The 23,688-nt window shown below is 46.1% G+C and carries 18 protein-coding genes; 11 read left to right on the top strand and 7 right to left on the bottom strand.

Annotated features, from left to right (window positions below):
- Nucleotides 1-49 precede the first annotated feature (49 nt).
- Nucleotides 50-1,513: a cryptochrome/deoxyribodipyrimidine photo-lyase family protein gene (locus tag U0R10_RS07795; RefSeq protein ID WP_377983400.1), complete on the top strand. Its 1,464-nt coding sequence runs from the start codon at nt 50-52 to the stop codon at nt 1,511-1,513.
- The gene (locus U0R10_RS07790; RefSeq protein ID WP_377983399.1) at nt 1,510-2,949 is read left to right on the top strand and encodes a cryptochrome/photolyase family protein; all 1,440 of its coding nucleotides are present in this window, start codon (nt 1,510-1,512) and stop codon (nt 2,947-2,949) included. The genes U0R10_RS07795 and U0R10_RS07790 overlap by 4 nt, the downstream gene beginning before the upstream one ends.
- Here the strand turns inward: U0R10_RS07790 and U0R10_RS07785 are convergent.
- The 5 genes from U0R10_RS07785 to U0R10_RS07765 form a co-directional block, all read right to left on the bottom strand.
- Nucleotides 2,929-4,005 carry an FAD-binding domain-containing protein gene (locus U0R10_RS07785; RefSeq protein WP_377983398.1) on the bottom strand — a complete coding sequence of 359 codons (1,077 nt, stop codon included), beginning with the start codon at nt 4,003-4,005 and terminating at the stop codon, nt 2,929-2,931. The genes U0R10_RS07790 and U0R10_RS07785 overlap by 21 nt on opposite strands.
- Nucleotides 4,005-4,298, bottom strand: a complete 294-nt coding sequence (locus tag U0R10_RS07780) for a TIGR03643 family protein (protein ID WP_377983526.1) — start codon at nt 4,296-4,298, stop codon at nt 4,005-4,007. The genes U0R10_RS07785 and U0R10_RS07780 overlap by 1 nt, the downstream gene beginning before the upstream one ends.
- The gene (locus tag U0R10_RS07775; protein ID WP_377983397.1) at nt 4,273-4,410 is read right to left on the bottom strand and encodes a DUF2256 domain-containing protein; all 138 of its coding nucleotides are present in this window, start codon (nt 4,408-4,410) and stop codon (nt 4,273-4,275) included. The genes U0R10_RS07780 and U0R10_RS07775 overlap by 26 nt, the downstream gene beginning before the upstream one ends.
- Nucleotides 4,411-4,697: 287 nt before the next feature.
- Complete coding sequence (gene fabV, locus U0R10_RS07770) at nt 4,698-5,900, bottom strand: enoyl-ACP reductase FabV (RefSeq protein ID WP_377983396.1); 1,203 nt, start codon at nt 5,898-5,900, stop codon at nt 4,698-4,700.
- A 65-nt stretch (nt 5,901-5,965) separates the two neighbouring features.
- The gene (locus U0R10_RS07765; protein ID WP_377983395.1) at nt 5,966-6,934 is read right to left on the bottom strand and encodes an outer membrane beta-barrel protein; all 969 of its coding nucleotides are present in this window, start codon (nt 6,932-6,934) and stop codon (nt 5,966-5,968) included.
- 112 nt (nt 6,935-7,046) lie between these two features.
- Between U0R10_RS07765 and U0R10_RS07760 the strand changes: the two genes are divergently transcribed.
- Genes U0R10_RS07760 through U0R10_RS07750 form a run of 3 tightly spaced genes read left to right on the top strand, consistent with a single transcriptional unit; the run spans nt 7,047 to nt 9,492 of the window.
- Nucleotides 7,047-8,387: an alpha-L-fucosidase gene (locus U0R10_RS07760; RefSeq protein ID WP_377983394.1), complete on the top strand. Its 1,341-nt coding sequence runs from the start codon at nt 7,047-7,049 to the stop codon at nt 8,385-8,387.
- Between the two features lie 2 nt (nt 8,388-8,389).
- The gene (locus tag U0R10_RS07755; protein ID WP_377983393.1) at nt 8,390-8,797 is read left to right on the top strand and encodes an SRPBCC domain-containing protein; all 408 of its coding nucleotides are present in this window, start codon (nt 8,390-8,392) and stop codon (nt 8,795-8,797) included.
- Nucleotides 8,798-8,799: 2 nt separating this feature from the next.
- Entirely contained in the window at nt 8,800-9,492 is a 693-nt protein-coding gene (locus tag U0R10_RS07750) for a hypothetical protein (RefSeq protein ID WP_377983392.1), read from the top strand.
- Here U0R10_RS07750 and U0R10_RS07745 read toward each other — a convergent pair.
- The gene (locus U0R10_RS07745; RefSeq protein ID WP_377983391.1) at nt 9,482-11,974 is read right to left on the bottom strand and encodes a zinc-dependent metalloprotease; all 2,493 of its coding nucleotides are present in this window, start codon (nt 11,972-11,974) and stop codon (nt 9,482-9,484) included. The two genes, U0R10_RS07750 and U0R10_RS07745, sit on opposite strands and share 11 nt — an antisense overlap.
- A gap of 133 nt (nt 11,975-12,107) precedes the next feature.
- Here U0R10_RS07745 and U0R10_RS07740 point away from each other — a divergent pair, with 133 nt between their 5' ends.
- Nucleotides 12,108-13,394 carry a GntP family permease gene (locus tag U0R10_RS07740; RefSeq protein WP_377983390.1) on the top strand — a complete coding sequence of 429 codons (1,287 nt, stop codon included), beginning with the start codon at nt 12,108-12,110 and terminating at the stop codon, nt 13,392-13,394.
- On the opposite strand, the gene U0R10_RS07735 is transcribed toward U0R10_RS07740, so the two are convergent.
- Nucleotides 13,383-14,468: a Gfo/Idh/MocA family protein gene (locus U0R10_RS07735; RefSeq protein WP_377983389.1), complete on the bottom strand. Its 1,086-nt coding sequence runs from the start codon at nt 14,466-14,468 to the stop codon at nt 13,383-13,385. The genes U0R10_RS07740 and U0R10_RS07735 overlap by 12 nt on opposite strands.
- Before the next feature lie 104 nt (nt 14,469-14,572).
- Between U0R10_RS07735 and U0R10_RS07730 the strand changes: the two genes are divergently transcribed.
- The 5 genes from U0R10_RS07730 to U0R10_RS07710 are packed head-to-tail and all read left to right on the top strand — an operon-like array spanning nt 14,573 to nt 23,688.
- Complete coding sequence (locus tag U0R10_RS07730) at nt 14,573-16,033, top strand: DUF1501 domain-containing protein (protein ID WP_377983388.1); 1,461 nt, start codon at nt 14,573-14,575, stop codon at nt 16,031-16,033.
- 3 nt (nt 16,034-16,036) lie between these two features.
- A complete protein-coding gene (locus tag U0R10_RS07725; RefSeq protein ID WP_377983387.1) occupies nt 16,037-18,811 on the top strand; it encodes a PSD1 and planctomycete cytochrome C domain-containing protein in 2,775 nt (924 codons plus the stop codon).
- Between the two features lie 4 nt (nt 18,812-18,815).
- Nucleotides 18,816-19,877, top strand: a complete 1,062-nt coding sequence (locus U0R10_RS07720; protein ID WP_377983386.1) for an NHL repeat-containing protein — start codon at nt 18,816-18,818, stop codon at nt 19,875-19,877.
- Nucleotides 19,878-21,311, top strand: coding sequence for a c-type cytochrome domain-containing protein (locus tag U0R10_RS07715; RefSeq protein ID WP_377983385.1), 1,434 nt, complete (start codon nt 19,878-19,880; stop codon nt 21,309-21,311). It abuts the gene before it with no gap.
- A 58-nt stretch (nt 21,312-21,369) separates the two neighbouring features.
- Nucleotides 21,370-23,688 carry a PSD1 and planctomycete cytochrome C domain-containing protein gene (locus U0R10_RS07710; RefSeq protein ID WP_377983384.1) on the top strand — a complete coding sequence of 773 codons (2,319 nt, stop codon included), beginning with the start codon at nt 21,370-21,372 and terminating at the stop codon, nt 23,686-23,688.

The raw sequence follows: 23,688 nt of genomic DNA, 5'->3' as shown, positions 1-23,688 counted from the left end.
GTGCTTTTCCATTCTGAAAACAACCGAAGGCATTTGCAGTTTATGCTATATGCCCAAATCTCCCATCAATATCGTCTGGTTTAAACGTGATCTCCGATTTACGGACCACGAGCCGTTGTACCGGGCATTGGAGGAAGATATTCCGGTATTGTTGATCTATTTTTTCGAACCTTCCTTACTCGCATTCCCGGATAGCGATGTGCGTCACTGGCGATTTGTGCATGAATCACTTGTTGAAATGCAGGGGCGTTTGGAAGACCGAAATGGTATTTTGTATCTCTTTCATTCCGAAGTACTGCCTGTATTTCAGGCGCTTTCAGCGCAATATACTATTCACCAAATATTCTCTCACGAAGAAATCGGAAACGATTTAAGTTATCGGCGAGACAAAGAGGTTACGGCTTTTTGCAAGCGCGAAAAAATTGCATGGAAAGAGACGCCAACGGGCGGCGTGATTCGCCGTTTGAAATCACGTAAAACGTGGCAACAACGCTGGGAAGAAACGATGCGGCACGAACCCTATTTAGTTCGCGAGGATAACTGGAATTTGCTGCGTTTACCGTCTGAATTTTACACGGCTTTTAAAGGTCCCGAACTTCCCCTTGAATTCAAAACGCGTAACCCTGTTTTCCAAGAAGGGGGCGAATATTGGGGTTGGAAATACTTGAAAAGTTTCATTGAAACCCGGCATCCCGCGTACAGTTCATCCATCAGCAAGCCGGAGGCCAGTCGGCGCGCATGCAGTCGCATTTCGCCGTACTTAACCTATGGAAATATCAGCATGCGGATGGCCTATACGTTCACGATGCAGCATTATAAAACGGCGGCCAACAAACGGGCGCTTTCAAATTTTACATCACGCCTACACTGGCAGGGGCATTTCATGCAAAAGTTTGAGGATGAATCACGGATGGAATTTGAACATGTGAATAAGGCCTATCAAGGCCTTGAAAAACAGCGCGATGAGTCGTTGATAAATGCTTGGCAAAACGGCCAAACCGGCGTTCCGCTTATTGATGCCTGCATGCGTTGCGTGGTTGCGACGGGCTATTTGAACTTCCGTATGCGAGCGATGGTGGTGTCGTTTTTCGTATTTAATTTATGGCAGGATTGGCGAGATTTGGCACATTTTCTGGCACGTCAATTTCTAGATTACGAACCAGGAATTCATTATCCACAAATCCAAATGCAAGCCGGCGTCACTGGTATTAATACGATCCGGATTTATAACCCAATCAAGAATTCTTATGCCCACGATCCGGAAGGTGTCTTCATTAAAAAGTGGGTGCCTGAATTAGCGGCAGTCCCTTCAACTTTAATTCATGAACCTTGGAAATTGAGTGACATGGAGCAGACCTTGTACGGCGTAAAAATTGGGTTTGATTATCCTGCTCCGGTGGTGGATTTGAGTGCCACACGCAAAACGGCATCGGACCAAGTTTGGGCGATGCGGAAAACAAAAAAGGCACGACAAGAGGGGGCGCGAATCCTTGAAAAACACGTGAATAAATGAGCGCATTCCTGATTTTCCCGAACCAATTATTTGAAGAAACCCTAGCTCAGGAAGCAGACGTTTTCTATGTAGTGGAATCAACTCTTTTCTTCAAACAATACGCCTTCCATAAACAAAAGCTAATCTTCCACCGAGCAAGCATGCGCGCTTTCGCGGATCGCCTTCGGGCCGCAGGGAAAACCGTAGAATACATCGATGCGCAGGATCCTCGCGCTTCGGAAGTCGCACTGGTCGCGTCGATTACAGGCCCCGTTTCATTGTTCGATCCCAATGATTATTTGTTGGAACGCCGACTGCGTCGAACGGCAGACATTCGTTTATTAACAAGCCCAAATTTCCTCAATACAGACACTTCGCTCCTCGGAACCCGCAAGCCCTATTTCCAAACAGCCTTCTACACACAACAGCGAAAAGATCGCGGACAATTGCTTGAAGAAGATGGAAAACCAATGGGCGGCCAATGGACTTTTGATGCAGATAATCGCAAAAAGATACCTAAGAATACCTTCATTCCTGCGCCGTTTCCGGAGACACCGACTAATAAATACATTCTTGAAGCCATCGATTATGTTTACACGTATTTCCCGGCCAATCCTGGATCGAGCGAAAAGCCCTTTTCCGGAGCCTATTATCCCGTAACACATGATGAAGCACAGGCTGCATTGGAGCTATTTATCCGAGAGCGCATACCGCTTTTTGGGGATTATGAGGATGCGATCAAGGCGCAGGAAAAGACCTTATTCCATAGTATTTTAAGTCCGTTGATTAATGTGGGATTATTGAATCCGACTCAGGTGATCGAGCGTGTCGCGGCCTCCGCTGCGCCATTAAATAGTGTGGAAGGTTTCATTCGCCAGGTTGTGGGATGGCGAGAATTTGTGCAATTGTTGTATCGGAAAATTGGGAGCCAACAGCGCACCACGAATTATTGGGGATTCACCAACGATATGCCTGCGGCCTTTTACACAGGAACAACCGGCGTGGAACCGATCGACCAAACCATTCGCAAGCTGTTAAAAACTGGATACAATCACCACATCGAACGCCTAATGATGCTAGGGAATTTTATGCTATTGTGCGAAATCAAGCCGGATGCGGTTTACCGTTGGTTCATGGAAATGTACATCGACGCATACGATTGGGTGATGGTTCCGAATATCTACGGCATGTCGCAATTTAGCGATGGCGGTTTGATGACGACGAAACCGTACATCTGCGGGTCCAATTACATTCTGAAAATGAGCGATTATCCGAAGGGCGAATGGCAGGAAATTTGGGATGGATTATTTTGGCGATTCTTGGATAAACAACGGGTAACTTTCAAGAAAAATCCCCGTTGGGCCATGCTCATCAGTACCTGGGATAAGATGCCTGTAGAAAAAAGTGAGGCGCACCTGCGAAGAGCGGAAACCTTTCTAGCGCAACTGTTTGCTTAGTTTATTCCAAAACGAAAAGAAGCTATTGAACTCTCCTGGCAAGCCTGGAGCTAAGGATGGATGCTCCTCGCGAATACCTTGAAAATGGGCATTGATGGGGTGATCGCGGAAAATACCTTTTACATTAAGCTCCGCATATTCTCCATAAAAAACTTGAATTCCCGGGATGTTTGCCGCTAAATCCAATATGAATTGTATGGTCTTTGGCGCCATTGGATACTTCGCAAAATGACTTGGTTCCAAGACCAAAATTCGATTGCCTGCTTCACTTTCGTGGAAGGTGGGATCGAGCGTGTAATGGGTATAAATGAAGGTAGGTACTCCCTCCTGTAAAACCGGTGTTTTTGTCGGGGGTGCTGTAAAAGCTAGCTCAGCCTCCACGGAACTCCGTAAAACTTCGGGAACAGCCTGAAGAGGCAAATCCTCGTAGTCAAAATCCAAAAAAGTGTCCCGTTGGCCTGTGCCTGTGTAGGTGTTGACATTCACCTGATTCACATAATATTGTTTGTTGCTGAAGGTCCCCACGCACCATTGCCAGCTCAGCGCATTACTCGCTAAATCCCCATCCAATAAATGGTAATAGAGCCATGAAGCGGGGGCCTTCCAATGGTATTTTCCCACATTGCAGGTTATCGCTGCCAGGTACATCCGCAGGTGATTATGTAGGTACCCTGACACAGAAAAGGTGCCTAAATGACTATCCAAGGCCTTAATTCCGGTGTTGGCATCCAATACTGCCGCGGGCATTCCTGAATACAGAACCCCTTCTTGCGGATGCCGAATATCTTCAAAAATCCCATCGCCTTTTTGAAACCACGTGCGGGTGTAGAACTCGCGCCAAGCTAATTCTTGGATGAATTTCTCCGCTTGTTCTAAACCAATTCCGCGGTCTTTCAGTCGCTTAACGACTTGAGGAACGGTAATAAATCCACGCGACAAATAAGGGGATAAATAGGAGACGCCACCTTTGACAAAATTACGGGTCCGCGCATAAAGCTCAGGGTCAAATTGGTCGATGCGTTCGTAAACATCCGACAGGTTGGTAGGGAAATTCACTAGCGCTTGCTGATTTTATTCATGCTGATACTGCGTTGCAGCGTGCATTTGAAGCGCGGATCTAGGGCAACGCGTTTTTGTAGATGTTTGGTATTCCTGCCGCCCATGCGCTTACGCCACATGCGGAAACTGGACTCTTTGCTATTCAAGCGCATGAATTCGATGACCTCTTTTTCTTTCAGTCCAAACTGGAATTCGATCGCCTCAAAGGGCGTGCGATCTTCCCAAGCCATTTGGATGATTCGGTCGATGTCTTGGTCGGTAAACTTATTTGCTACGTCTGCACTTTTCACCACAATAGATGATTTGGTCCCAATTCTTTTCCCATTTCTTACGCCAGGCGAAAGGGCGGTTGCAAACGGGGCAGGTTTTGGAGGGTAAATATTGTTTTTTAACGCCTTGCATGAGGGTTAAACGAACCACAATCGAAATTTGTTTTGAGGAACTTTCTGTATTAGATTTCAATCTCGCCTCGCAAATACAATACCGCCTCCCCTGCAATCTCTACGCGATCCCCTAGTAATTTACACGTTAAGTCACCAGTGCGTTGAGATACTTGTCGGGCAGTTAATTCGGTTTTCCCAAACCTCCGCCCATGCTGGGTCGCTATTTGGAATAACTCCGCCGGCACGCATGCGTTCGAATATGCTCATAAACTCATAAAAAAGCCATCCTTTCAGATGGCTTTCCATTTATTTCACTACCGTAATCAATCCCGGAATCTCGACCATTTCATTCGCATCTGCTGCGTAATCAACGCCATCAAATCCGAAGCCGAATAAACTAGAGAAGTCCGATTTATATCCATTCAAATCGCCAATCGCTGGAAGGTTCTCTGTCGTAGCGCCTTTCCACAATTCAGCCACTTCTTTTTGAACTGCTTCATCCATTTCCCAATCGTCGATGCGGATACGTCCTTTCTCGTCCACTGGAATCGAACCATTCGTATATAAACGCGCACTGAATAAACGTTGGATCTGCTCGATGCAACCTTCATGCGTGCCTTTGGCTTTCATAATTTTATACAATAACGAGATGTACAATGGAATCACAGGGATCGCTGAACTGGCTTGAGTCACCAAAGCTTTGTTCACTGAAACGAAAGCTTTGCCTCCTATTTTGGCCAAATCATCCGTAATCTTAAACGCCGTCGCTTCTAAATGGTCTTTTGCCATTCCAATCGTTCCCTTGCGGTAAACCGGCTCTGTTACTTTTGGCCCAATGTACGAATACGCTACCGTCATCGCGCCATCGGCTAAAACGCCAGCGTCCAATAAGGCATCCATCCACATTTGCCAATCTTCACCACCCATTACTTCCACCGTATTCGCAATATCTTCGTCGTTACAAGGTGTAATCGTCACATCCGAAACAATGCCTGTGTGGAAATCAACCGTTTTGTCCGTGAACGTATCGCCAATAGGCTTCAACACCGAACGGTGCAATACACCTGTAACTGGGTGCTGGCGTACCGGAGATGCTAAACTATAAATCACTAAATCGATTTGGCCCAAATCCGCCTTGATTAAATCAATCGTTTGTGCTTTTACTTCGTTGGAGAACGCGTCGCCGTTGATGCTCTTCGCATAAAGACCCGCATTTTTTGCCGCTGCTTCGAAAGCAAGGCTATTGTAATACCCTGGAGAGGCTGTTTTGCCTTCTGCAGGTGCTTTTTCAAAAAATACGCCTATCGTCGCGGCATCCGATCCGAATGCACTCGTGATGCGAGAGGCTAAACCAAAACCCGTTGAGGCTCCGATGACAAGCACTTTTTTCGCCCCGGCAATTTTGCCTTTGGACTTCACATAGTCAATTTGATTCAATACGTTCTTCTCGCAACCTTTTGGGTGTGATGTCAAACAGATAAACCCTCTCATTCTAGGTTCAATAATCATAGTGCTTGAATTTTGTTTGTGCAAATATAGTCAAAGCCCCTAATTATCCCATAAGATGCCCTGGGTCAATTGGCCGATAAGTTGAACAAAAGCCCCGCTGCGATTTCATTTCCCCATTTGGCAGAATGTTTCAACTCGGCACGCAACATCGTCCAAGATTTCAATTGGTAATCTACGGTCAACGACTGCGAAACATCCTTCAAAGATTCCGTCAAGATAATGGCATGCGAGTCATTATAATATTCCAATCTCCCGGTGAATTTCAGCGAAGGCTTCGCTTTCCAAGTAAGAAAGGCGGCTGCCCCATGCCAAAACTTCCCTGACTCAAGCCCAAAATCCGAACTGATGGAAGCATTGAACCGATTTGAAATGGGAATCAACACATAGTTATCATAAAACACCCGCAAACCTATTCCTTCATCCCCGATAAAACCACTGGAATTAAATCGAAGGCCTTTGGCATTATCAATCGTAATCTGTGTCCCTAATGCCGGGCGGAATCGATGCATCGTTTGCCAACCCGTTAAGGCCAAAACCTTCACATTCATTCGCTGCGTAGGACTATAACTCCAGGCCAAACCCGTTTCATAATAGGGAGAATTCTCCGCGATATAACTACGGGAAAAACTCGAATTTTCCCAGTTTTTGGCAGATTCCAAGCCGATGTGCGAAGGCATAATTCCCACGATCAACTGGTGTTTAGGCGCTAATTGCACCTGCGCATTGAGTTGGTAAATATGCTTCAACAGACCCGGCTCGGAGGCGAGGTTTTTCTGCGAATAGGTTCCTAACATGAAATCCCCCCGAAGCGTCCACTTCGATTTTGACGCCGAAAACTCCACGAGTCCTAGGTTAATGGCCGGTCGGTTAAGTGATGTGTGGTTGTAAAATAAGGCCGACTTTTCTCGCGCCCGAGGACTAGCGAATGAATGCCCATAGTAGGTTTCCAAATAGGCCCCAAACGTAACCCGCAAGGTGTCCGACTGCCCAAAAGCGGGCAGACTGAGCAGACACAAAATCACTATTTTCTTCATTCTCAATGAGGCCACATTCCTAAAAAAGAGAATGGGTGGGTAAATTTAAGTTCATAATTTCAATCTAGAATACATTTTTGGTAGATTTAAACGCTCGACCTCTTTTAGCTATATGAAAAAGATTTTCCTCTTCCTCCTGCTCGGTTTTACGGCAATAGGCCAACAAACCGCCAATAAACCGGACCGCGTTAATTGGTTTCAAGACCTAGGTTTCGGGATGTTTATCCACTGGAATGTGGATGTAAGTTTGGGCGCCGTGATCAGTCACTCGATGGCGGGTGCGTCTGACGAATATGTCAATAAATACATCAAAGAACTTCCGTCCTACTTTAATCCAGAACAGTTCAAACCTAAAGACTGGGCCAAATTAGCCAAACTCGCCGGCATGAAATATGTGGTTTTCACCGCCAAACACCACGCGGGTTTCGCCATGTTCAATACCAAAACGACTACCTTCAATGTGATGAACACGCCCTTTAAACGGGACGTGACCAAAGAAATCGTCGAAGCCTTTCGAGCCGAGGGAATTGCCGTTGGGCTCTACTTTTCTCCAGACGATTTTTACTATTTACATACGCACAAGCAACCGATCGGCAGAGCCCAAGATCCCGCACATTACCCAAAAACCAATCCAGGTTTGATGGAATATGACAAGGCCCAACTGAAAGAATTGTTGACCCAATACGGCAAAATCGATATCCTATTCATCGACGGGCCTGGCGATGGTCTCCGTGAACATGCATGGTCGATCAATCCAGATTTAGTCATCACCCGGGACGCCATGAAAACCCCAGAGCAAACAACGCCGAATGCAGCATTGCCTAGACCTTGGGAGGCCTGTTATACGATGGGCACCGACTGGCAATATAAGCCAACCAACGATCCACAGAAATCAGGAACTACCGTTATTAATATGTTGGCCGAAATTCGAGCGAAAGGAGGGAACTTCTTATTAAACGTAGGTCCAAAACCAAACGGGGAAATTCAAATCGAACAAGAAGCAATCCTAGGCGAAATCGCACTTTGGAACTTCGCCTATTCCGAAGCTATTTACGCCGTGAAACCGATGCCAATCATCAAAGAAGAAGGCGTTTGGTATACACAATCGAACGATGAAAAATACATTTATGCATTCATCTTACGTGCCTCGCCGGACGACTGGAAATACGGCGAACGCAAAAATTTCGTACTTTCGAACATCCTTGGAAATGAGAAAACGACGGTGGAAACCTTAGGTTACAAAGGGGAACTTGTCGAATACAAACAAGATTTTGATGCGAAAACTTACGTCACTGCGAGCCCATTAGGTTTAACAATTAGCGCCGTCAATGGCCAACGCTTCTACACGAATAACAAATGGCCGAACGCCGTCGTATTGAAAATTGCTAACGCAAAAGGGCGTTTGCCTCAAGCCGATAAAACAAAACAAAGCTCCATGGATGGAGCCAAATAACGATGATGATTACCGTACAAACAACAATCAACGCTCCTATACATATCGTTTGGGAAAAATGGACAACCCCAGCACATATCCAAAACTGGAACTTCGCTTCCCCCGATTGGCATTGCCCGAAAGCGACCACCAACCTGCAAGTGGGCGGCGAATTTCACTACGAAATGGCGGCTAGAGACGGCTCGATGAGCTTTGATTTTTGGGGCACTTACCTTGAAATTAACCCAGAACAATCGCTCCACATTTACATTGGCGATGGCCGCAATATGCAGGTTACTTTCGAAACCATCGAAGCAGGAACGAAAGTAACCGAACACTTTGAGCCGGAAAATCAAAACCCAGAGGATCTACAACAAGAAGGCTGGCAGATGATTTTGAATAACTTCAAAAGCTATGTAGAAGCCCAATAAACATGAACCGCTCGATAGTAATCTACCTCGGATTCCTCGCCATAACAATTCTTGGCATTTTCATCGGCCATCAAACATCCTTTGAACAGGCCGAACCCCGCATCTGGAACTATGAAAATGTCTTATTCATGTGTATGGGTATTCCGTTTGTCTTCTTAATTCCAAACGCTAAAATTCCTGAATTTTGGGAAAAGACTATTTCCTTAAAAAACAAAGTCTGGATGCCTGTGCTGATTGGCTTGGCTTTTGGATTTGCCGACTTACTAATTATTGAGCATGGCTTGCATCATCCGCCGCACAAAGTACTTCCTCCCTACACGCAACCTTTCCCTTATTCGCTGTTTTTGTTCTTCTCCGGTGCTTTTGAAATTGAGGTTTTCTATCGACTAATTCCTATCACATTAGTCTTATTTATTGCAAGGCGCTATACAAACGAAAAAGCGATTCCCCCTATATTTTGGGGAATCGCCTTACTTACTTCCCTACGTGAGCCTCTTGAACAGTTCCCAAGTGGCCCGCTTTGGTTTATCATATATGCGTTCCTTTCAGGTTTTGCCATGAATTTAATACAGGCCTTTTACTTGAAAAAAAGCGGCTTCGTTTCTGCACTACTCATTCGACTAAGCCACTACTTCATTTGGCATATTTTGAATGGAGTAATCATCGAATTTTTTCTCCTAAAAACTACTTCCTAGGATTCAAAATCAAACCCACACGCTCCAAACAATCATCCAAATGGTAGCGTACTTCCTTATCCGCATACTTGCCCTTCGCCAAGGCCAAGCTTGCTTGAAGCGCTTTTAACTCACCACGAACGATCGAACGAACGTCCGACTGCGCTACTGGATAAGTCTCCCGCGCTGGGCCAAATTGACCAACCGCAGCAGGAGGCGCTGGTGCCTGATCTGTCATCAAGGCCTTCAAGCGTTCGATGTAGGCTTTTTGCAAATTCCGGCGATACCGATCGATGTTTTTACCTGAAGCTAACTCAGTCCAAATGCCTCCGCGTAAGTCTTGAAAAAGATCAATCGTCTTGTAATTATTTGACGTAGTTAAACCACTGTTATCCAAGCGTGCAAAAGTCTCTAAACTCAACATACGGTTCAACGGGCTTACTTGTAGGCTACGAATCCGATCCGTGTATCCGGCCATGTGATGCGTAACCACTTCTTTATTAATCAACCAGTCAACATTCGTGAATACATTGGTAATCAACCAGTTAACAGCGGCTTGTTGGCTCGCTTTCGGTACCGGATTGTACGATGAAATGTTTTGATTTGGTTTCGCATATTGCTCATATACACCACCCACCATCGTCGTCACGTGTCCTACATAGCGCGACCAAGAACCTAAAAGCTCATCATTTAATTCAATCAAATCTTCGTAATCATTCGTCTTTTTACTCGTCCAATCAGCCAAATTCTTAGCCACATATTTCAAGTTTTTCACCGCATACGTACTTGCGCGAATCGGGTCGTTACCGATATCTTCCGTCTGTGAACTTGGATCAAATGTCGTTCCCTGATTTCCAAAACGGAATCTTGGATCACCAGCTTTGGCCTCTATCCATTTGTCTAAAGTCGGCACTTCATCTTCTGGACGAACCGCATCCGGTAAAACACGATAGCCCCAATTCACCGCATAATTATCATACGGTCCCATTTGGCGAATGTATCGAACTCCCTGATCTCCCGGCTGCGCGATGTAATTAAAACGCGCATAATCCATAATACTCGCAGAGATTCCCTCTTTAGTTGTGAAGTCTCCCTTGCGGTAATTCTCCACCTCATACGAACTACTCGCTCCCATATTATGTGGGAAACCTAATGCGTGACCTACCTCATGTGAAATCACCATTTCCATCATTTCGCCAATGTCCTCTTCACGCGTATCTAATGTCCGAGCATTCGGATTGGACGCTCCCGTCTCTAATAGAAACCGGTTCCGATACGAACGTAAGTGGTTGTGGTACCAAATAATATCACTCTCAATTATCTCTCCTGAACGTGGATCGCTGACACTTGGCCCTGTCGCATTTCGTGTCGTACTTGCCACATAACGAATCACGGAATACCGAATATCCTCCGGAGAAAAATCCGGATCCTCAGCGGCAGTCGGTGGATCTTTACAAATGATGGCATTTTTAAATCCAGCTACCTCAAAGGCTTTTTGCCAATTCTCCACACCCTTTTTCATGTGCTTGCGCAATTTCATCGGCGTAGCTGGATCTAAATAATAGACGATCGGCTTGATCGGTTCAACTAATTCCCCACGCTTATAGGCTGCCATATCTTTGGGCTCTAAACGCCAGCGCTGGATATATGTTTTTTGATCGGATTTTAATTCTTCACTCGAATAATCATATTGCTTTTGTGTAAAATAACCCACACGCTGATCAAATAAACGCGGCTTCATCGGCTTCTCAGGCAATAAAATCATCGACTGATTCATCTGCATACTAAGTGTTTCCGTGTAAGGCGTCACCGATGGCTTCGAGGCATTAAATGTAAAATCTTGTAAGACCTCGATGTTCAACGGGAAGGATTTAATCGAACGAATAAAGCTTCTGCTCGGATCTAAATTTCTAACTTTATGAGCCTCACGTAATGACGCGTCCAAACCACTCATCGCTGGAATGTCACTGCTGTAAAACTTCGTCACATCGATTACCACGTTGCTCGAATCTTTGCTATAGGTTTCAATGTCAAACATGTACAAGGTCGGCTCATAATTATTGGCTTTCACCGACAAGCTTATTGGCAAGGAATCTGCCGCCACGGATGCGTACGATTTGACTTTAATCATGATCTTTTCCTGAAATTTCTCCCAGACAATCAATTGCTCACGTGAAGACGTTCCCGCATTGACATAGCCTCCGCCGATGCCGCTAGGAAGTTTCGCGATTTGGCTGACCAATAACATGTCTTTGCCCAAATGCTTTTTCGGAATTTCGAAGTAATATTTATCGCCTACTTGGTGCGCCGTAAATAATCCTTTTTTGGATTTAGCGTCCTTCGTAATGACCTGATCATAGGATTTAGACTTGGATGCCGGTCGCTTTGCTGCCGTGGAATCAGCAGGTTTTGCGGGTGGTGTTGCAGGGGCTTTCGCCGACTGCCCAAAACTAAAAAAGGAAGCTGCACTTAGGCAGACGATGAGTGAAAGTACTTTTTTCATAGGTAAGTTTAAATTTCAAAAAGGTAAACCAAATGTAAGGCTTCTTGTTTAATTTTTAATCTGCCTTATCGTGGGTAGAGTTGGAATATTGCAGAGGTTTTTCCAACTTCGTTATTCAAGTATTCTAAAAAATATGAGCATTTGGCTCCTAATCTGCGCGGCAATATTCGTTCTAGTGACCCTCATCTCGGTCATGAAATTGCAGCCTTTTATTGCCTTTCTCGTCGTTTCGCTTGGTTTGGGTATCGCCGCATCATTAACAACTGAGCAGACCATCGCCGCCATGCAAAAGGGAATTGGCGGAACACTGGGTTCCATTATTCCCATCATTATTCTAGGATCCATGTTGGGCAAAATGGTTGCCAAAAGTCGGGCTACCTTCGTCCTCTCCGAATATTTTGTGGGCCTCTTTGGCCCGAAAAACCTACCAATTGCCTTCATGCTAATTGGCTTTATCGTAGGACTTCCCTTGTTTTTTTCCGTGGCCTTTTTATTGCTCACCCCACTCGTACTGTCCACGGCAGAGCGCTATAATTTACCTCCTGTATATTTAGGAATTCCGATGTTGGCCTCACTTTCCATCACCCAAGGATTTCTCCCGCCACATCCCGCACCCTATTATCTAGTGACCCATTTACCCGGGGCCGAAATGGGGACGACACTAGGCTATGGTATCTTGATTTCGATTCCGGCGATGTTGGCTTCCGGTTGGCTATTTGGAAAAACCCTGAAAAATATCCCCGCCACGCCCATGTCGTTTGTGGAATCTGATGACAGCGGAAATAATCCTTCGGTGGGCATTAGCTTATCGATTCTCTTATTGCCCGTGGCACTCATTGCGATTAAATCTTTTGTCCATCTTCCGGGTATTGATTTGATCGGTGAGCCGATGGTTGCTTTGTTAATTTCCGTGTTTGCCGCAGTGTATTTTCTCGGACTAAGACGCGGAATTTCGTGGCCTGAAATCAGCAACTGGTTGGTGGATTCCATCAAAGATGTTGCCCCATTGATGCTGACATTCGGCGGAGCAGGCGCCTTCAAAGAAATTTTACAAGAGATGCATGTGGGCGACGCCATGCATGAAATGACGCAAGGTTCCGCAGTAAATCCATTGATTATTGCCTGGGGAATTGCTGCGGTATTGCGCATCGTGACGGGTTCGTCGACCGTTTCTGGCATCACGACGGCCGGATTGATATTGCCTTTATTAGCCTCCTCGGGCGTAAATCCTAACCTCCTTGCCTTGAGCATCGGGGCGGGTTCTATGGTCCTTTCGCATGTGAATGACGCGGGATTTTGGCTTTACAAAGAGTACTTCGGCGTATCTATCAAAGACAGCTTACGCACCTGGACCATCATGGAAACCATCCTCGCCGTTGTGGGTTTGCTAGGGGTACTCGGACTCGAATTAGTGCTGTAATAGTACTTTTTTGCCTGTTTTGGCTGATTCGCGTGCCGCCTCCAATATTTCTACAACCACCTGATTGATCTCGAAAGATGACAAATCCTTTTGTGGTTTAATTCGGCCTTGCACGACAGCGGCTAAATACGGAAACACATTCGAAACGTCATGTGGCAATGGATCCAACGAAAGCATTCCTTCCTGACCAAATCGATCTCCTGTCACATAGCGCATCTTATTGGTTTTATCCGCCACCAAAATTCCTTTCGTCCCATACACTTCCGTATCCTTCCGGTCAAAGGGCCAGTTCCACGACGCTTGAATAATCGCCTGGCAATCTGGATACGTCAAAATAATACTCGCCTCATCATCCACGTTCGGATACACATCCGGTTTTAATTGTTGGGTCACCGCCGTCACAGCAAGCGGCCGTTTGCCATCCATCAACCACGTCATGATATCAGCTCCGTAACATCCAAAATCAATAAGCGCTCCGCCGCCATTCAATACCGGATCTGTCAACCAGTTTAAAAACTCAGGGGCACAACCTATTTCCTGAGGTCCGCGGTGGCCATCCATAATCACCACTTTGCGAATCGTTCCCAAAGCTTTTTCTTCTTTGACCATCTGCCACATTTTGGCATGCGAAGGATACCAAGTTGTTTCGAAATTTGTCAGTAGATGAATGGGATTTTTGGCAACGAGTGCCTTCATTTGATTGAGGTGATCCATGTTGACGGCCAACGGCTTTTCCACAATGACATGGATTCCTTTGGGAGCGCAAACTTTGACCACTTCGAGGTGTTCGTAAATACTATTGAACGCAGCGATTGCCTCCGGTTTGGTCTTCGCGATCAAAGCCTCTAAGGATGGAAACCAAAGCGAATCTGGGAGATTTTGTTTCTTTAATAAGGCCAAACCTAATTCCTTGTTCGGTTCGGCAAATCCTACAATGATTACATCTTGTTGGGGCTTTTTGATCGCCGTATACACCTGACCCACATGTCCGTGCGTCATGCCTGCGATGCCCACGCGCAGCGGTTTGGCCTGAAAAATAAAAGGCAAAAAGAGAAGCAAGAGTAGCTTTTTCATCATTATGGTATTTTGGCAGGAATTTATAAAATTTAACTTACATATTGTGCAAAGTCGTATATTTGAAACTGCGGTTTATCCGCCCGTAACCTGATTCAGGCCGTATGAACAAATTAGTCCAAGAAGCAATCGAAAAAGAAGCCATTTTGGCAACGAGAAGGCATTTCTTGCAATCACTCGGTACGGGTATTGGTTCTCTCGCATTTGGTTCTGCTCTTTGGGGTTGTTCGTCGGCGACAAAAGGCCAACAAGTCTCCTCGCGAATTCCGCCTCATTTTGGTAAAGCGAAATCGGTCATTTTTGTTCACATGGCAGGGGCGCCATCGCAATTAGAATTATTCGATTACAAACCAACACTGGCTAAATTTGACGGCAAAGAATGTCCCAAAGAATTACTCGAAGGGAAAAAATTCGCGTTTATTCGCGGGGTTCCGAATTTATTGGGGCCAAAAGCTAATTTCCTCCAACACGGGCAATCGGGTCATTGGATTTCTGACCACATGCCGCATTTAGCGACACAGGCAGATAAAATTACGTTTTTGAAGGGCATGTATACGGATCAGTTTAATCATGCTCCGGCCCAATTACTCATGCATACCGGTTCCGCGCGACTCGGTCGGCCGTCATTAGGTTCCTGGGTTTCGTATGGCCTCGGTTCCGAAAACGAAAACCTACCTTCCTTCATGGTGCTCGCATCAGGCGGCAAAAATCCCGACGCAGGGAAGTCGGCCTGGGGAAGTGGTTTCCTCCCTTCCGTTTACCAAGGCGTTCAATGTCGCTCCGCGGGAGAACCCGTACTCTTCATTAAGAATCCAGATGGCGTAAATACCGATATCCGTAAGGCGAGTATCGATGCCATCAATGCCGTAAATCAGGAAACCTATGCGGAGTTTGGTGATCCAGAAACAGTCGCTCGTATCGCACAATATGAGATGGCGTATAAAATGCAAAGTTCGGTTCCGGAAGTGATGGACATCAGCAAAGAGCCTGAATACATACACCAATTATACGGTACAAATCCGGGGAAAGAATCCTTTGCGAACAACTGTTTATTGGCCCGTAAAATGGTCGAAAAAGGCGTTCGCTTTGTCCAATTATTTGATTGGGGATGGGACGCGCACGGCACAAGCAAAGATGGTTCCGTGGATTTTGGTTTACACCAAAAATGCCTGGAAACAGACCAAGCCGTTTCCGCTTTATTAATTGACCTCGAACAACGGGGTTTGTTGGACGAAACACTCGTTGTCTGGGGCGGGGAATTTGGCCGGACGCCCATGCAAGAAAATCGCGAAGGCCAAAAGCAAAGTTTCTACGGACGCGATCACCATACCGAAGCCTTCACCATGTGGCTCGCAGGCGGCGGAATTAAACCCGGCATGTCATTAGGTGAAACAGACGATTTAGGTTATTCAACCGTCTCGGGAAAAACATCTGTTTATGATGTGCAAGCGACTATTTTGCATTGCTTGGGCATCAACCATGAAGAATTTACCTACCCATTCCAAGGGCGAAATTTCCGCTTAACGGATGTATATGGCAAGGTGATTAATCCAATTTTGGCCTAGACCATGAAAAAACTCTTCATTTTTCTGGGCCTTTGCATCGCGGGAATGACCGCCTATTATGTTTCGAGCAAGCAACAAAAAGTTGATTACAGCACGCAGATCAAACCCATCTTAAATAAGAATTGCATCTCATGCCACGGGGGTGTCAAAAAGCAAGGCGGATTTAGTTTGCTCTTTCAAGAAGAGGCGCTAGGGAAAACGGAATCTGGGAAACCTGCTATTATCCCCGGACGTCCGGAACAATCAAGTTTTATCCAGCGACTTCATAGCAAAGATCCGGAGGAAAAAATGCCGTACCAACGGCCCGCTTTATCCGAAGAGGAAATCGAATTATTAACTACTTGGGTCAAAGAAGGAGCTAATTGGGGGGAACATTGGGCGTACCAGCCGCTGGAAGCGCCGAGTATCCCAACGGGCAGTTGGCTTGAAAAGGCCCTCTCTTTTGTGGGCATTCCAGCCTCCTGGGCACAAAACGACCTCGACTATTTCGTTCAAGCGGAGCAAAAAAACCAAGGACTTATGCATACGGATCGGGCCGAAAAAGCCGATTTGCTTCGTCGGCTATATTTAGACTTAACCGGCTTGCCTCCCACAGCGGCGGATTACCAAGCATTCGAACAAGATGATTCGGATCAAGCGTATGAAAAGCAGATAGACAAACTCCTGAAATCCCCTCATTTTGGTGAGAAATGGGCGGCGATGTGGATGGATTTGGCGCGTTATTCAGATACCAAAGGATATGAAAAAGATGAGGGTCGCAGCATTTGGAAATACCGAGACTATGTCATCGCATCGTTCAATCAGAATAAGCCCTATGATCAATTTATCAAAGAGCAATTAGCGGGCGACTTGCTACCAAACCCGAAAGAAAGTGACTTCATCGCAACGGCTTTTCACCGGAACACCACGAATAATGATGAGGGTGGAACGGAAGATGAGGAGTTTCGAACGGCTGCGATTTTAGATCGTGTGAATACCACCTGGGAAGTGCTGCAAGGAACTAGTTTTAGCTGTGTGCAATGTCATTCACATCCCTACGATCCCATCCGACATGAGGAATATTACAAGTACATGGCCTTCTTCAATAACTCACGCGATGAGGATATTCCAGATGACTCGCCGACCTACAGACACCATGCGCCGGCCAACGAAAAAACGATTGCCCAGTTAAAGACTTTTTTGGTTAATCAGCCGCTGGCTACCCAAAAGGCTTGGGGTCAGATGATCCGATTTGTGGAACCGAAAATCCATCCACATTGGGCGGACCAATTTGAAAATGGCGCCTTGGCGGATAACAAATATTTAGCCATTCGGAACAAGGGATCGGCGCGCTTTAAGGCGGTTCCGATGATGGGAAAAACAAAACTCTTGATTGCTTGTCGGAACTCAGGTCCAGCGCCTACCTACTTGAACATTCACCAAGGAACGAAAAAGGGACCGATTATCGCCCGCATCAAACTAGATACGACGCTGCAAGAAAAGTATGCCAAACCGAAAGGCCAGTGGGTGAAAGGCTGGGCCTATACGTTTGTTGACATTCCATCTTTACCCGGAAAGCAAGACCTCGTTTGGGAATTTTTAAATTCCAAAACAAAGCCTGAGCAGACAACGGCAACGATCGGATTTTGGGCCGTATTGCCGGAGGTACCAGGCCAGTTAAAATCCACCGATTTTGAAAAATTAGCTTTGCAAGCCATCGCTACGGAACCCGAAATCACGACACCGGTGATGTTGGAAAACCCGGCCGACTACACCCGAACGACGCGTGTGTTTACGCGTGGCTCTTGGTTAAATCAAGCCGATGCCGTGCAACCCGGAATTCCAGGTTTGTTTAAAAATGGCCCTGTTTCCAATCGCCTCGAATTAGCGAATTGGCTCGGAAGCACAAACAATCCACTCACTGCCCGCGTGGCTGTGAATCGGTTTTGGGAACAGTTGTTCGGAATGGGAATTGTGGAAACGCTGGAGGATTTAGGAAGCCAAGGGCTCGCACCTGTAAACCAGGCATTATTGGATCATTTAGCGCATAAATTTCAGGTGGATTTTAAGTATCAACCCAAGGCATTTTTGAAATACGTGGTGATGTCGGCAAGCTACCAGCAATCCTCCATCGTCGACGAAGCTACCCGCGAAAAAGATCCAAACAATCGCTACATCACCCGCGGGCCACGTGTACGTTTAAGTCCGGAACAACTCCGCGATCAGGCTTTGCTTTGGTCGGGATTATTAAGTCGAAAACTGGGAGGACCCAGTGTGATGCCGGAGCAGCCGGATGGTGTTTGGAATGCGCCTTATAGTGGCATGCAATGGAAAAAAAGCGATGGGGAAGATCAGTGGAGGCGCTCATTATATACGTATTGGAGACGCAGCAGTCCCTATCCAACCATGGTGACCTTTGATGCAGGCGCGCGTGATATTTGTCTATCGAGAAGGATCAGAACCAATACGCCGATGCAAGCATTGAACACATTGAATGATCCGGTGTTCCTCGAAGCGTCGTTATTTTTCGCCCGAAAATCCCCAGAAAATGGCCTGAAATTTATCCAAAAAGGCTATGCTGAATTATTTGGCAAAGAGATTTCATCTTCAAAAGCTGAAAAATTGAACGCCTTTTACGCCCAAACCTTAGCGTATTATCAAGGGCATCCGCAAGAACGCTTAGCATTTTTAAAACTTTGTAAGGACAACGAGATTCCGCGTGATGCGGCCAATTTGGTTGCCAAAACCTTAGTGGCCAATGCCCTATTTAATATTGACGAAAGCATGAATAAACCTTAATGACATGAACTCACGTAGAGACTTTTTGAAAAACAGTTCCGTACTCATCGGCACATCCTTGTTAACGAATAATACTATGAAAAAAATCGCACCCAAAGCAGGAGAAATCACCCTGGGCCATGGCTCATTTACGTACAAAGTTGTGCCTAATTGGGGCATGTTGGACGCAGGAAAAAATCCGGTTAATGACTGCCATGAGATGGTGGAAGATGCAAAAGGCCGACTGTTCATGCTCACCAACGAAGTCAAAAACAACGTACTCATCTACGATAAATCAGGTAAATTATTGGACTCCTGGGGACATTCTTATCCGGGTGCGCATGGATTAACGATACTCAATGAGGGCGGCGAACAGTTTCTATTGATCTGTGATAACACCCGCCATCAAGTCATTAAAACGGATTTAAAAGGTCGCGAAATTTTCAAGATTGATTACCCGAAAGAGACAGGCGTATACGAGCATCCGCATCAATTTGTTCCTACCGAAACTGCGGTGAATCCGAAAAATGGCGACATCTATGTGGCTGATGGATATGGTGCCAATTACATCATTCAATACAATTCTAAAGGACAATATATTCGTCATTTTGGCGGATACTCATCTGTCTATGACGACAATAAATTCAACTGTTGCCATGGTGTTTTAGTCGACACGCGCGATCCGAACAACTGGACTTTGTTAGTCACCGACCGTGTAAATAACAGCTTGAAAAGATTCACCTTAGACGGTAAATTCATCACGCGTTACCACTATCCGGGTTCGTTTATTTGTCGGCCTGTCCTGCACGGCGACTACATCCTGGCCGCCTGCTTCCGTAGTACGGATGCGTCGTGGGCGGGTTCCGGGTATATCCAAATTTTGGATAAGAACATGAAAGTTGTTTCGACACCGGGAGGCTCGGAGCCGATCTATAAAAATGGAGTTTTACAGAAGCAGGTCAAAGACGACGAGCACAAAGTGTTTATCCATCCGCATGATGTGTATGCTGATTCCGATGAAAATATTTACGTGCCGCAGTGGGCTTCTGGAAAAACCTATCCGATCAAATTAGAACGTATTGGCTAGATGACGATCGCGGAGGCAGGCCAATCATGGCTGATTTTTTGGGGACATTTCCATCCGATGCTGGTGCATTTGCCCATCGGGATGTTTTTCATTGCGGGAATTTTACATTTCTTCTCCAAGCAATCCGCTGATATACAGTCCGTTATCGTCCGAATTTTAATTTGGACTAGCGCGTTCGCTTGTAACTCTGCAGCCATGGGTTGGGCCCTGGGGCAATCGGGCGAATATGATCCGAACGCGTTACAAATTCACCAGTGGCTCGGCATCAGCACCTGTGTGCTGTCGGTTGGCCTTACTTACGTCCTGCGCGCAGGCATGAACCACCGCCTGACGAATAGCCTTTTTGTTTTGAGTTTACTTTGCCTGACCATCACCGGACATTATGGTGGAAATCTAACGCATGGATCTGATTATTTGTCGGCAAGTTTGCCGGGTTCCGCGCGCAAAATACTGGGCATGAAAGAAGCAGAAGCTGAGCGTAAGGAGGTGACTAAAATTGCCAACTTGCCCGAGGCGATTGTCTACACCCAACTCGTGAAACCGGTCCTCACTCAAAAATGTATCTCGTGCCATAACGATCAAAAACAGAAAGGAAAACTTCGCTTAGATTCGCCAGATTTTATCTTAAAAGGTGGAGAAGATGGGCCTATTCTAACCGCGGGTAAGCCTTTAGCAAGTGAACTTATCAAACGACTTTTACTTGATCCGAATGATGAGCACCACATGCCGCCTAAAGGAAAAACGCCTTTAAGCGAACATGAGATTGCGCTCCTTCACTGGTGGGTACAACATGGAGCTGATTTTACAAAAAAAGTAAGCCAACTCCCCGTGGATGAGAAGATTAAACCGGTACTTGCTTCGCTCGCAAACGGGGAAGTTTCGCGGGAATCTCCGGTGTTTGAAAAGACCGTTGATGCCGCCGATGAGGCCGACCTAGCCCGCATTCGTACACATGGATTATTGGCAAATCCCATTTCAAAAGACCAAAACTTCATCGAAATTAATGCCATCAATGCGCCACGTGTAACGAGTAAAGAGCTGGCTGATTTAAGTAAAATCCAAGATCAAATCGTCCGATTGAAATTGGGCAATACGGCAGTCGGCGGAGATTTTATGAAGGATATTGCCGCCATGCCCCTGTTAATTCTGCTCGATTTAAATCATACGAAAATTGCCGACCAAGATCTGGAAAGTCTGAAAAATCTAGCCTATTTGGAATCACTGAATTTGGTAGGAACCCCAATCAGTGACCGAGGCTTAGCGCATCTCGCCAAAATCAAATCCCTCAAGCGCGTCTATCTTTGGCAAACGCGTGTCTCAGAAAAAGGAGTGGCCCAACTGAAAAAAATGCGACCGGATTTAGCGATTCAATCAGGCTTCAAAGGGCAATGGCCACTGGAAATAGACAGCGCTAAATTAAAGCTGGCCGAATAGCAATTTTCAAAGAAAAAATTTAATCGTATATTAACGGCTTAAATAGAATTTCCTCTGCATGATTTTCTTTCGTAAGCGTTCTTGGCTCATTTTAATCCTGGGAATTGGAGGTATTTTCACCTATACCCAATGCACAGATACCCAAGCACAAGAAACGGCGATGCCGGATGTCATCGACTATAATTACCACATACGTCCCATCTTTTCTGATCGCTGCTTTAAATGCCATGGGCCGGATGCCAACAAGCGTAAGGCGGGCCTTCGATTAGATACTCCGGAAGGAGCTTACGCCGCGTTCAAGGATAATCCATCCATGCATGCCATAGTTCCGGGACACCCGGAAAGTTCGGATGCATTTCAGCGTTTGATTACCAAAGACACCTCGCTCTTAATGCCTACGCCAAGTTCCCACTTGACGGTTTCGCAACATGAAATTGATCTCATCGAAAAATGGATTAAGCAAGGTGCGGTTTATAAACCCCACTGGGCCTTTATCAAACCTGTGAAAGCGGCTTTGCCGGATGCCGATGAAGATTGGGTGCGCAATCCCATCGACTATTTTGTCTTTGCGAAAATGGCGGAAAAGTCCTTGAAGCCCAGTCCGGAAGCATCGAAAGAGCAGTTATTAAAACGGGTTTGCCTTGACTTAACTGGTTTGCCCCCGACGCTCGACATGCAAGATAGTTTTATGAAAGACGATAGCCCGCAGGCGTATGAAAAAATCGTCAACGAGCTTTTAGGCAGTAAACATTACGGTGAAAAAATGTCGATTCAATGGCTGGATTTGGCACGATATGCAGATTCGCATGGCTACCAAGATGATGGTCTACGCACGATGTGGCCATGGCGAGATTGGGTGATTCACGCATTTAATTCGAATTATTCCTATGCCAAATTCGTCACCTGGCAATTAGCCGGCGACCTGTTGCCTCGGCCAACGAAAGAAATGTTACTTGCCACGGGCTTCAATCGTAACCACAAGATTACGCAAGAAGGTGGGGTCATCGACGAGGAGTACCGCGTAGAATACGTGAACGATCGGACCAATACATTTTCAAAATCCTTCCTCGCGCTGACCTTTGAGTGTGCGCGATGCCACGATCACAAATACGATCCCATTTCACAAAAAGACTATTACAGTACGTACGCTTTCTTCAATCAAGTCCCTGAAAAAGGGTTGTTCGGAACCATCGATGCATCCTTCGCAGATCCTCCAAACATGACCATCACCACGAAAGATGTACAATCGATATTGAAGTTTATTCACAAAAAAGATACGGCTTCCGTGGACGTCATGGTCATGGCGGATTCGAGTAAACGTAGGCCAACCTATGTATTGTCTCGTGGCAATTACGACATGCCTGGCCCTGAAGTAGGCGTAGGAATTCCTACAAGTATTTTACCCTACTCTACCTCGAAATATGGCCAAAATAGGCTTGGTTTGGCCCGTTGGCTCATCGATCCTCAAAACCCACTCACATCCCGCGTGTTTGTAAACCGGATGTGGGCGCAGTTTTTCGGTCGGGGCATCGTGAAAACAGTAGGCGATTTCGGCATGCAAGGCGAACTGCCTACCCACCCGGAATTATTGGATTGGTTGGCCGTCGATTTCCAAAGTCACGGCTGGAACATCAAACGATTGGTAAAACAAATTGTGATGTCGGCAACGTACCAACAAGCCTCCACGGTGACCTCTTCGGCCCAACAAGTTGACCCGGAAAACATTTACCTATCGCGCATGTCTCGGATTCGGATTCCGGCTGAACAAATCCGTGATCAGGTATTGGCATCTGCAGGTATTTTAAATCAGGAAATTGGCGGACCAAGTGTGAAGACCTATCAGCCGAAAGGCTTGTGGGAAGTGGCCACCTCTGGTCGCGGATCGCTAATGAATTACATTCAAGATCATAATCAAGATTTATATCGCCGCGGCATGTATGTATTTATTAAACGTACGGTTCCTCCGCCAACCATGTTGATTTTTGATGCGAGTAATCGCGATCAATGCGAGGTGCAACGCGGTCGGACGAATACACCATTACAAGCTTTGGTGATGATGAATGACCCGCACGTATTGGAAAGTTCGCGTGTTTTGGCAAGCCAATTCTCCCGCGAAAAAGGAAGCATTGATGAGAAATTAACTCGGGCGTTTAGACGCATTGTTTGTCGGGCCCCGAACGAAAAAGAACTCGCCATGCTGAAAAAATATTACGAGGCCGAGCAAACCTCATGTGTTCAAAATCCGAAGAAAGTTCAGAAGCTGATGAAGATTGGGGAATACAAACAAGACAAAGCGGCGGTCACAGGGTCCACGGCGGCGATGATGCTAACGATTCAATTAATCTATAACATGGAGGAGGCCATCATGCGGGTTTAA

The sequence above is a fragment of the Aquirufa avitistagni genome (assembly GCF_042715545.1).
GTDB classification, from domain to species: domain Bacteria; phylum Bacteroidota; class Bacteroidia; order Cytophagales; family Spirosomataceae; genus Aquirufa; species Aquirufa avitistagni.
Note: the sequence above shows the minus strand (reverse complement) of the source record. Positions and strands in the feature narration are given on the sequence as shown.

Excerpts from the sequence above, each read along its gene's own strand:
- U0R10_RS07765 (WP_377983395.1), bottom strand. The coding sequence starts at position 6,934 with ATGAAGAAAATAGTGATTTTGTGTCTGCTCAGTCTGCCCGCTTTTGGG.
- U0R10_RS07750 (WP_377983392.1), top strand. The coding sequence starts at position 8,800 with ATGAACCGCTCGATAGTAATCTACCTCGGATTCCTCGCCATAACAATT.
- U0R10_RS07740 (WP_377983390.1), top strand. The coding sequence starts at position 12,108 with ATGAGCATTTGGCTCCTAATCTGCGCGGCAATATTCGTTCTAGTGACC.
- U0R10_RS07760 (WP_377983394.1), top strand. The coding sequence starts at position 7,047 with ATGAAAAAGATTTTCCTCTTCCTCCTGCTCGGTTTTACGGCAATAGGC.
- fabV (WP_377983396.1), bottom strand. The coding sequence starts at position 5,900 with ATGATTATTGAACCTAGAATGAGAGGGTTTATCTGTTTGACATCACAC.
- U0R10_RS07745 (WP_377983391.1), bottom strand. The coding sequence starts at position 11,974 with ATGAAAAAAGTACTTTCACTCATCGTCTGCCTAAGTGCAGCTTCCTTT.
- U0R10_RS07735 (WP_377983389.1), bottom strand. The coding sequence starts at position 14,468 with ATGAAAAAGCTACTCTTGCTTCTCTTTTTGCCTTTTATTTTTCAGGCC.
- U0R10_RS07725 (WP_377983387.1), top strand. The coding sequence starts at position 16,037 with ATGAAAAAACTCTTCATTTTTCTGGGCCTTTGCATCGCGGGAATGACC.
- U0R10_RS07710 (WP_377983384.1), top strand. The coding sequence starts at position 21,370 with ATGATTTTCTTTCGTAAGCGTTCTTGGCTCATTTTAATCCTGGGAATT.
- U0R10_RS07715 (WP_377983385.1), top strand. The coding sequence starts at position 19,878 with ATGACGATCGCGGAGGCAGGCCAATCATGGCTGATTTTTTGGGGACAT.
- U0R10_RS07790 (WP_377983399.1), top strand. The coding sequence starts at position 1,510 with ATGAGCGCATTCCTGATTTTCCCGAACCAATTATTTGAAGAAACCCTA.
- U0R10_RS07720 (WP_377983386.1), top strand. The coding sequence starts at position 18,816 with ATGAACTCACGTAGAGACTTTTTGAAAAACAGTTCCGTACTCATCGGC.
- U0R10_RS07795 (WP_377983400.1), top strand. The coding sequence starts at position 50 with ATGCCCAAATCTCCCATCAATATCGTCTGGTTTAAACGTGATCTCCGA.
- U0R10_RS07730 (WP_377983388.1), top strand. The coding sequence starts at position 14,573 with ATGAACAAATTAGTCCAAGAAGCAATCGAAAAAGAAGCCATTTTGGCA.
- U0R10_RS07775 (WP_377983397.1), bottom strand. The coding sequence starts at position 4,410 with ATGCAAGGCGTTAAAAAACAATATTTACCCTCCAAAACCTGCCCCGTT.
- U0R10_RS07755 (WP_377983393.1), top strand. The coding sequence starts at position 8,390 with ATGATGATTACCGTACAAACAACAATCAACGCTCCTATACATATCGTT.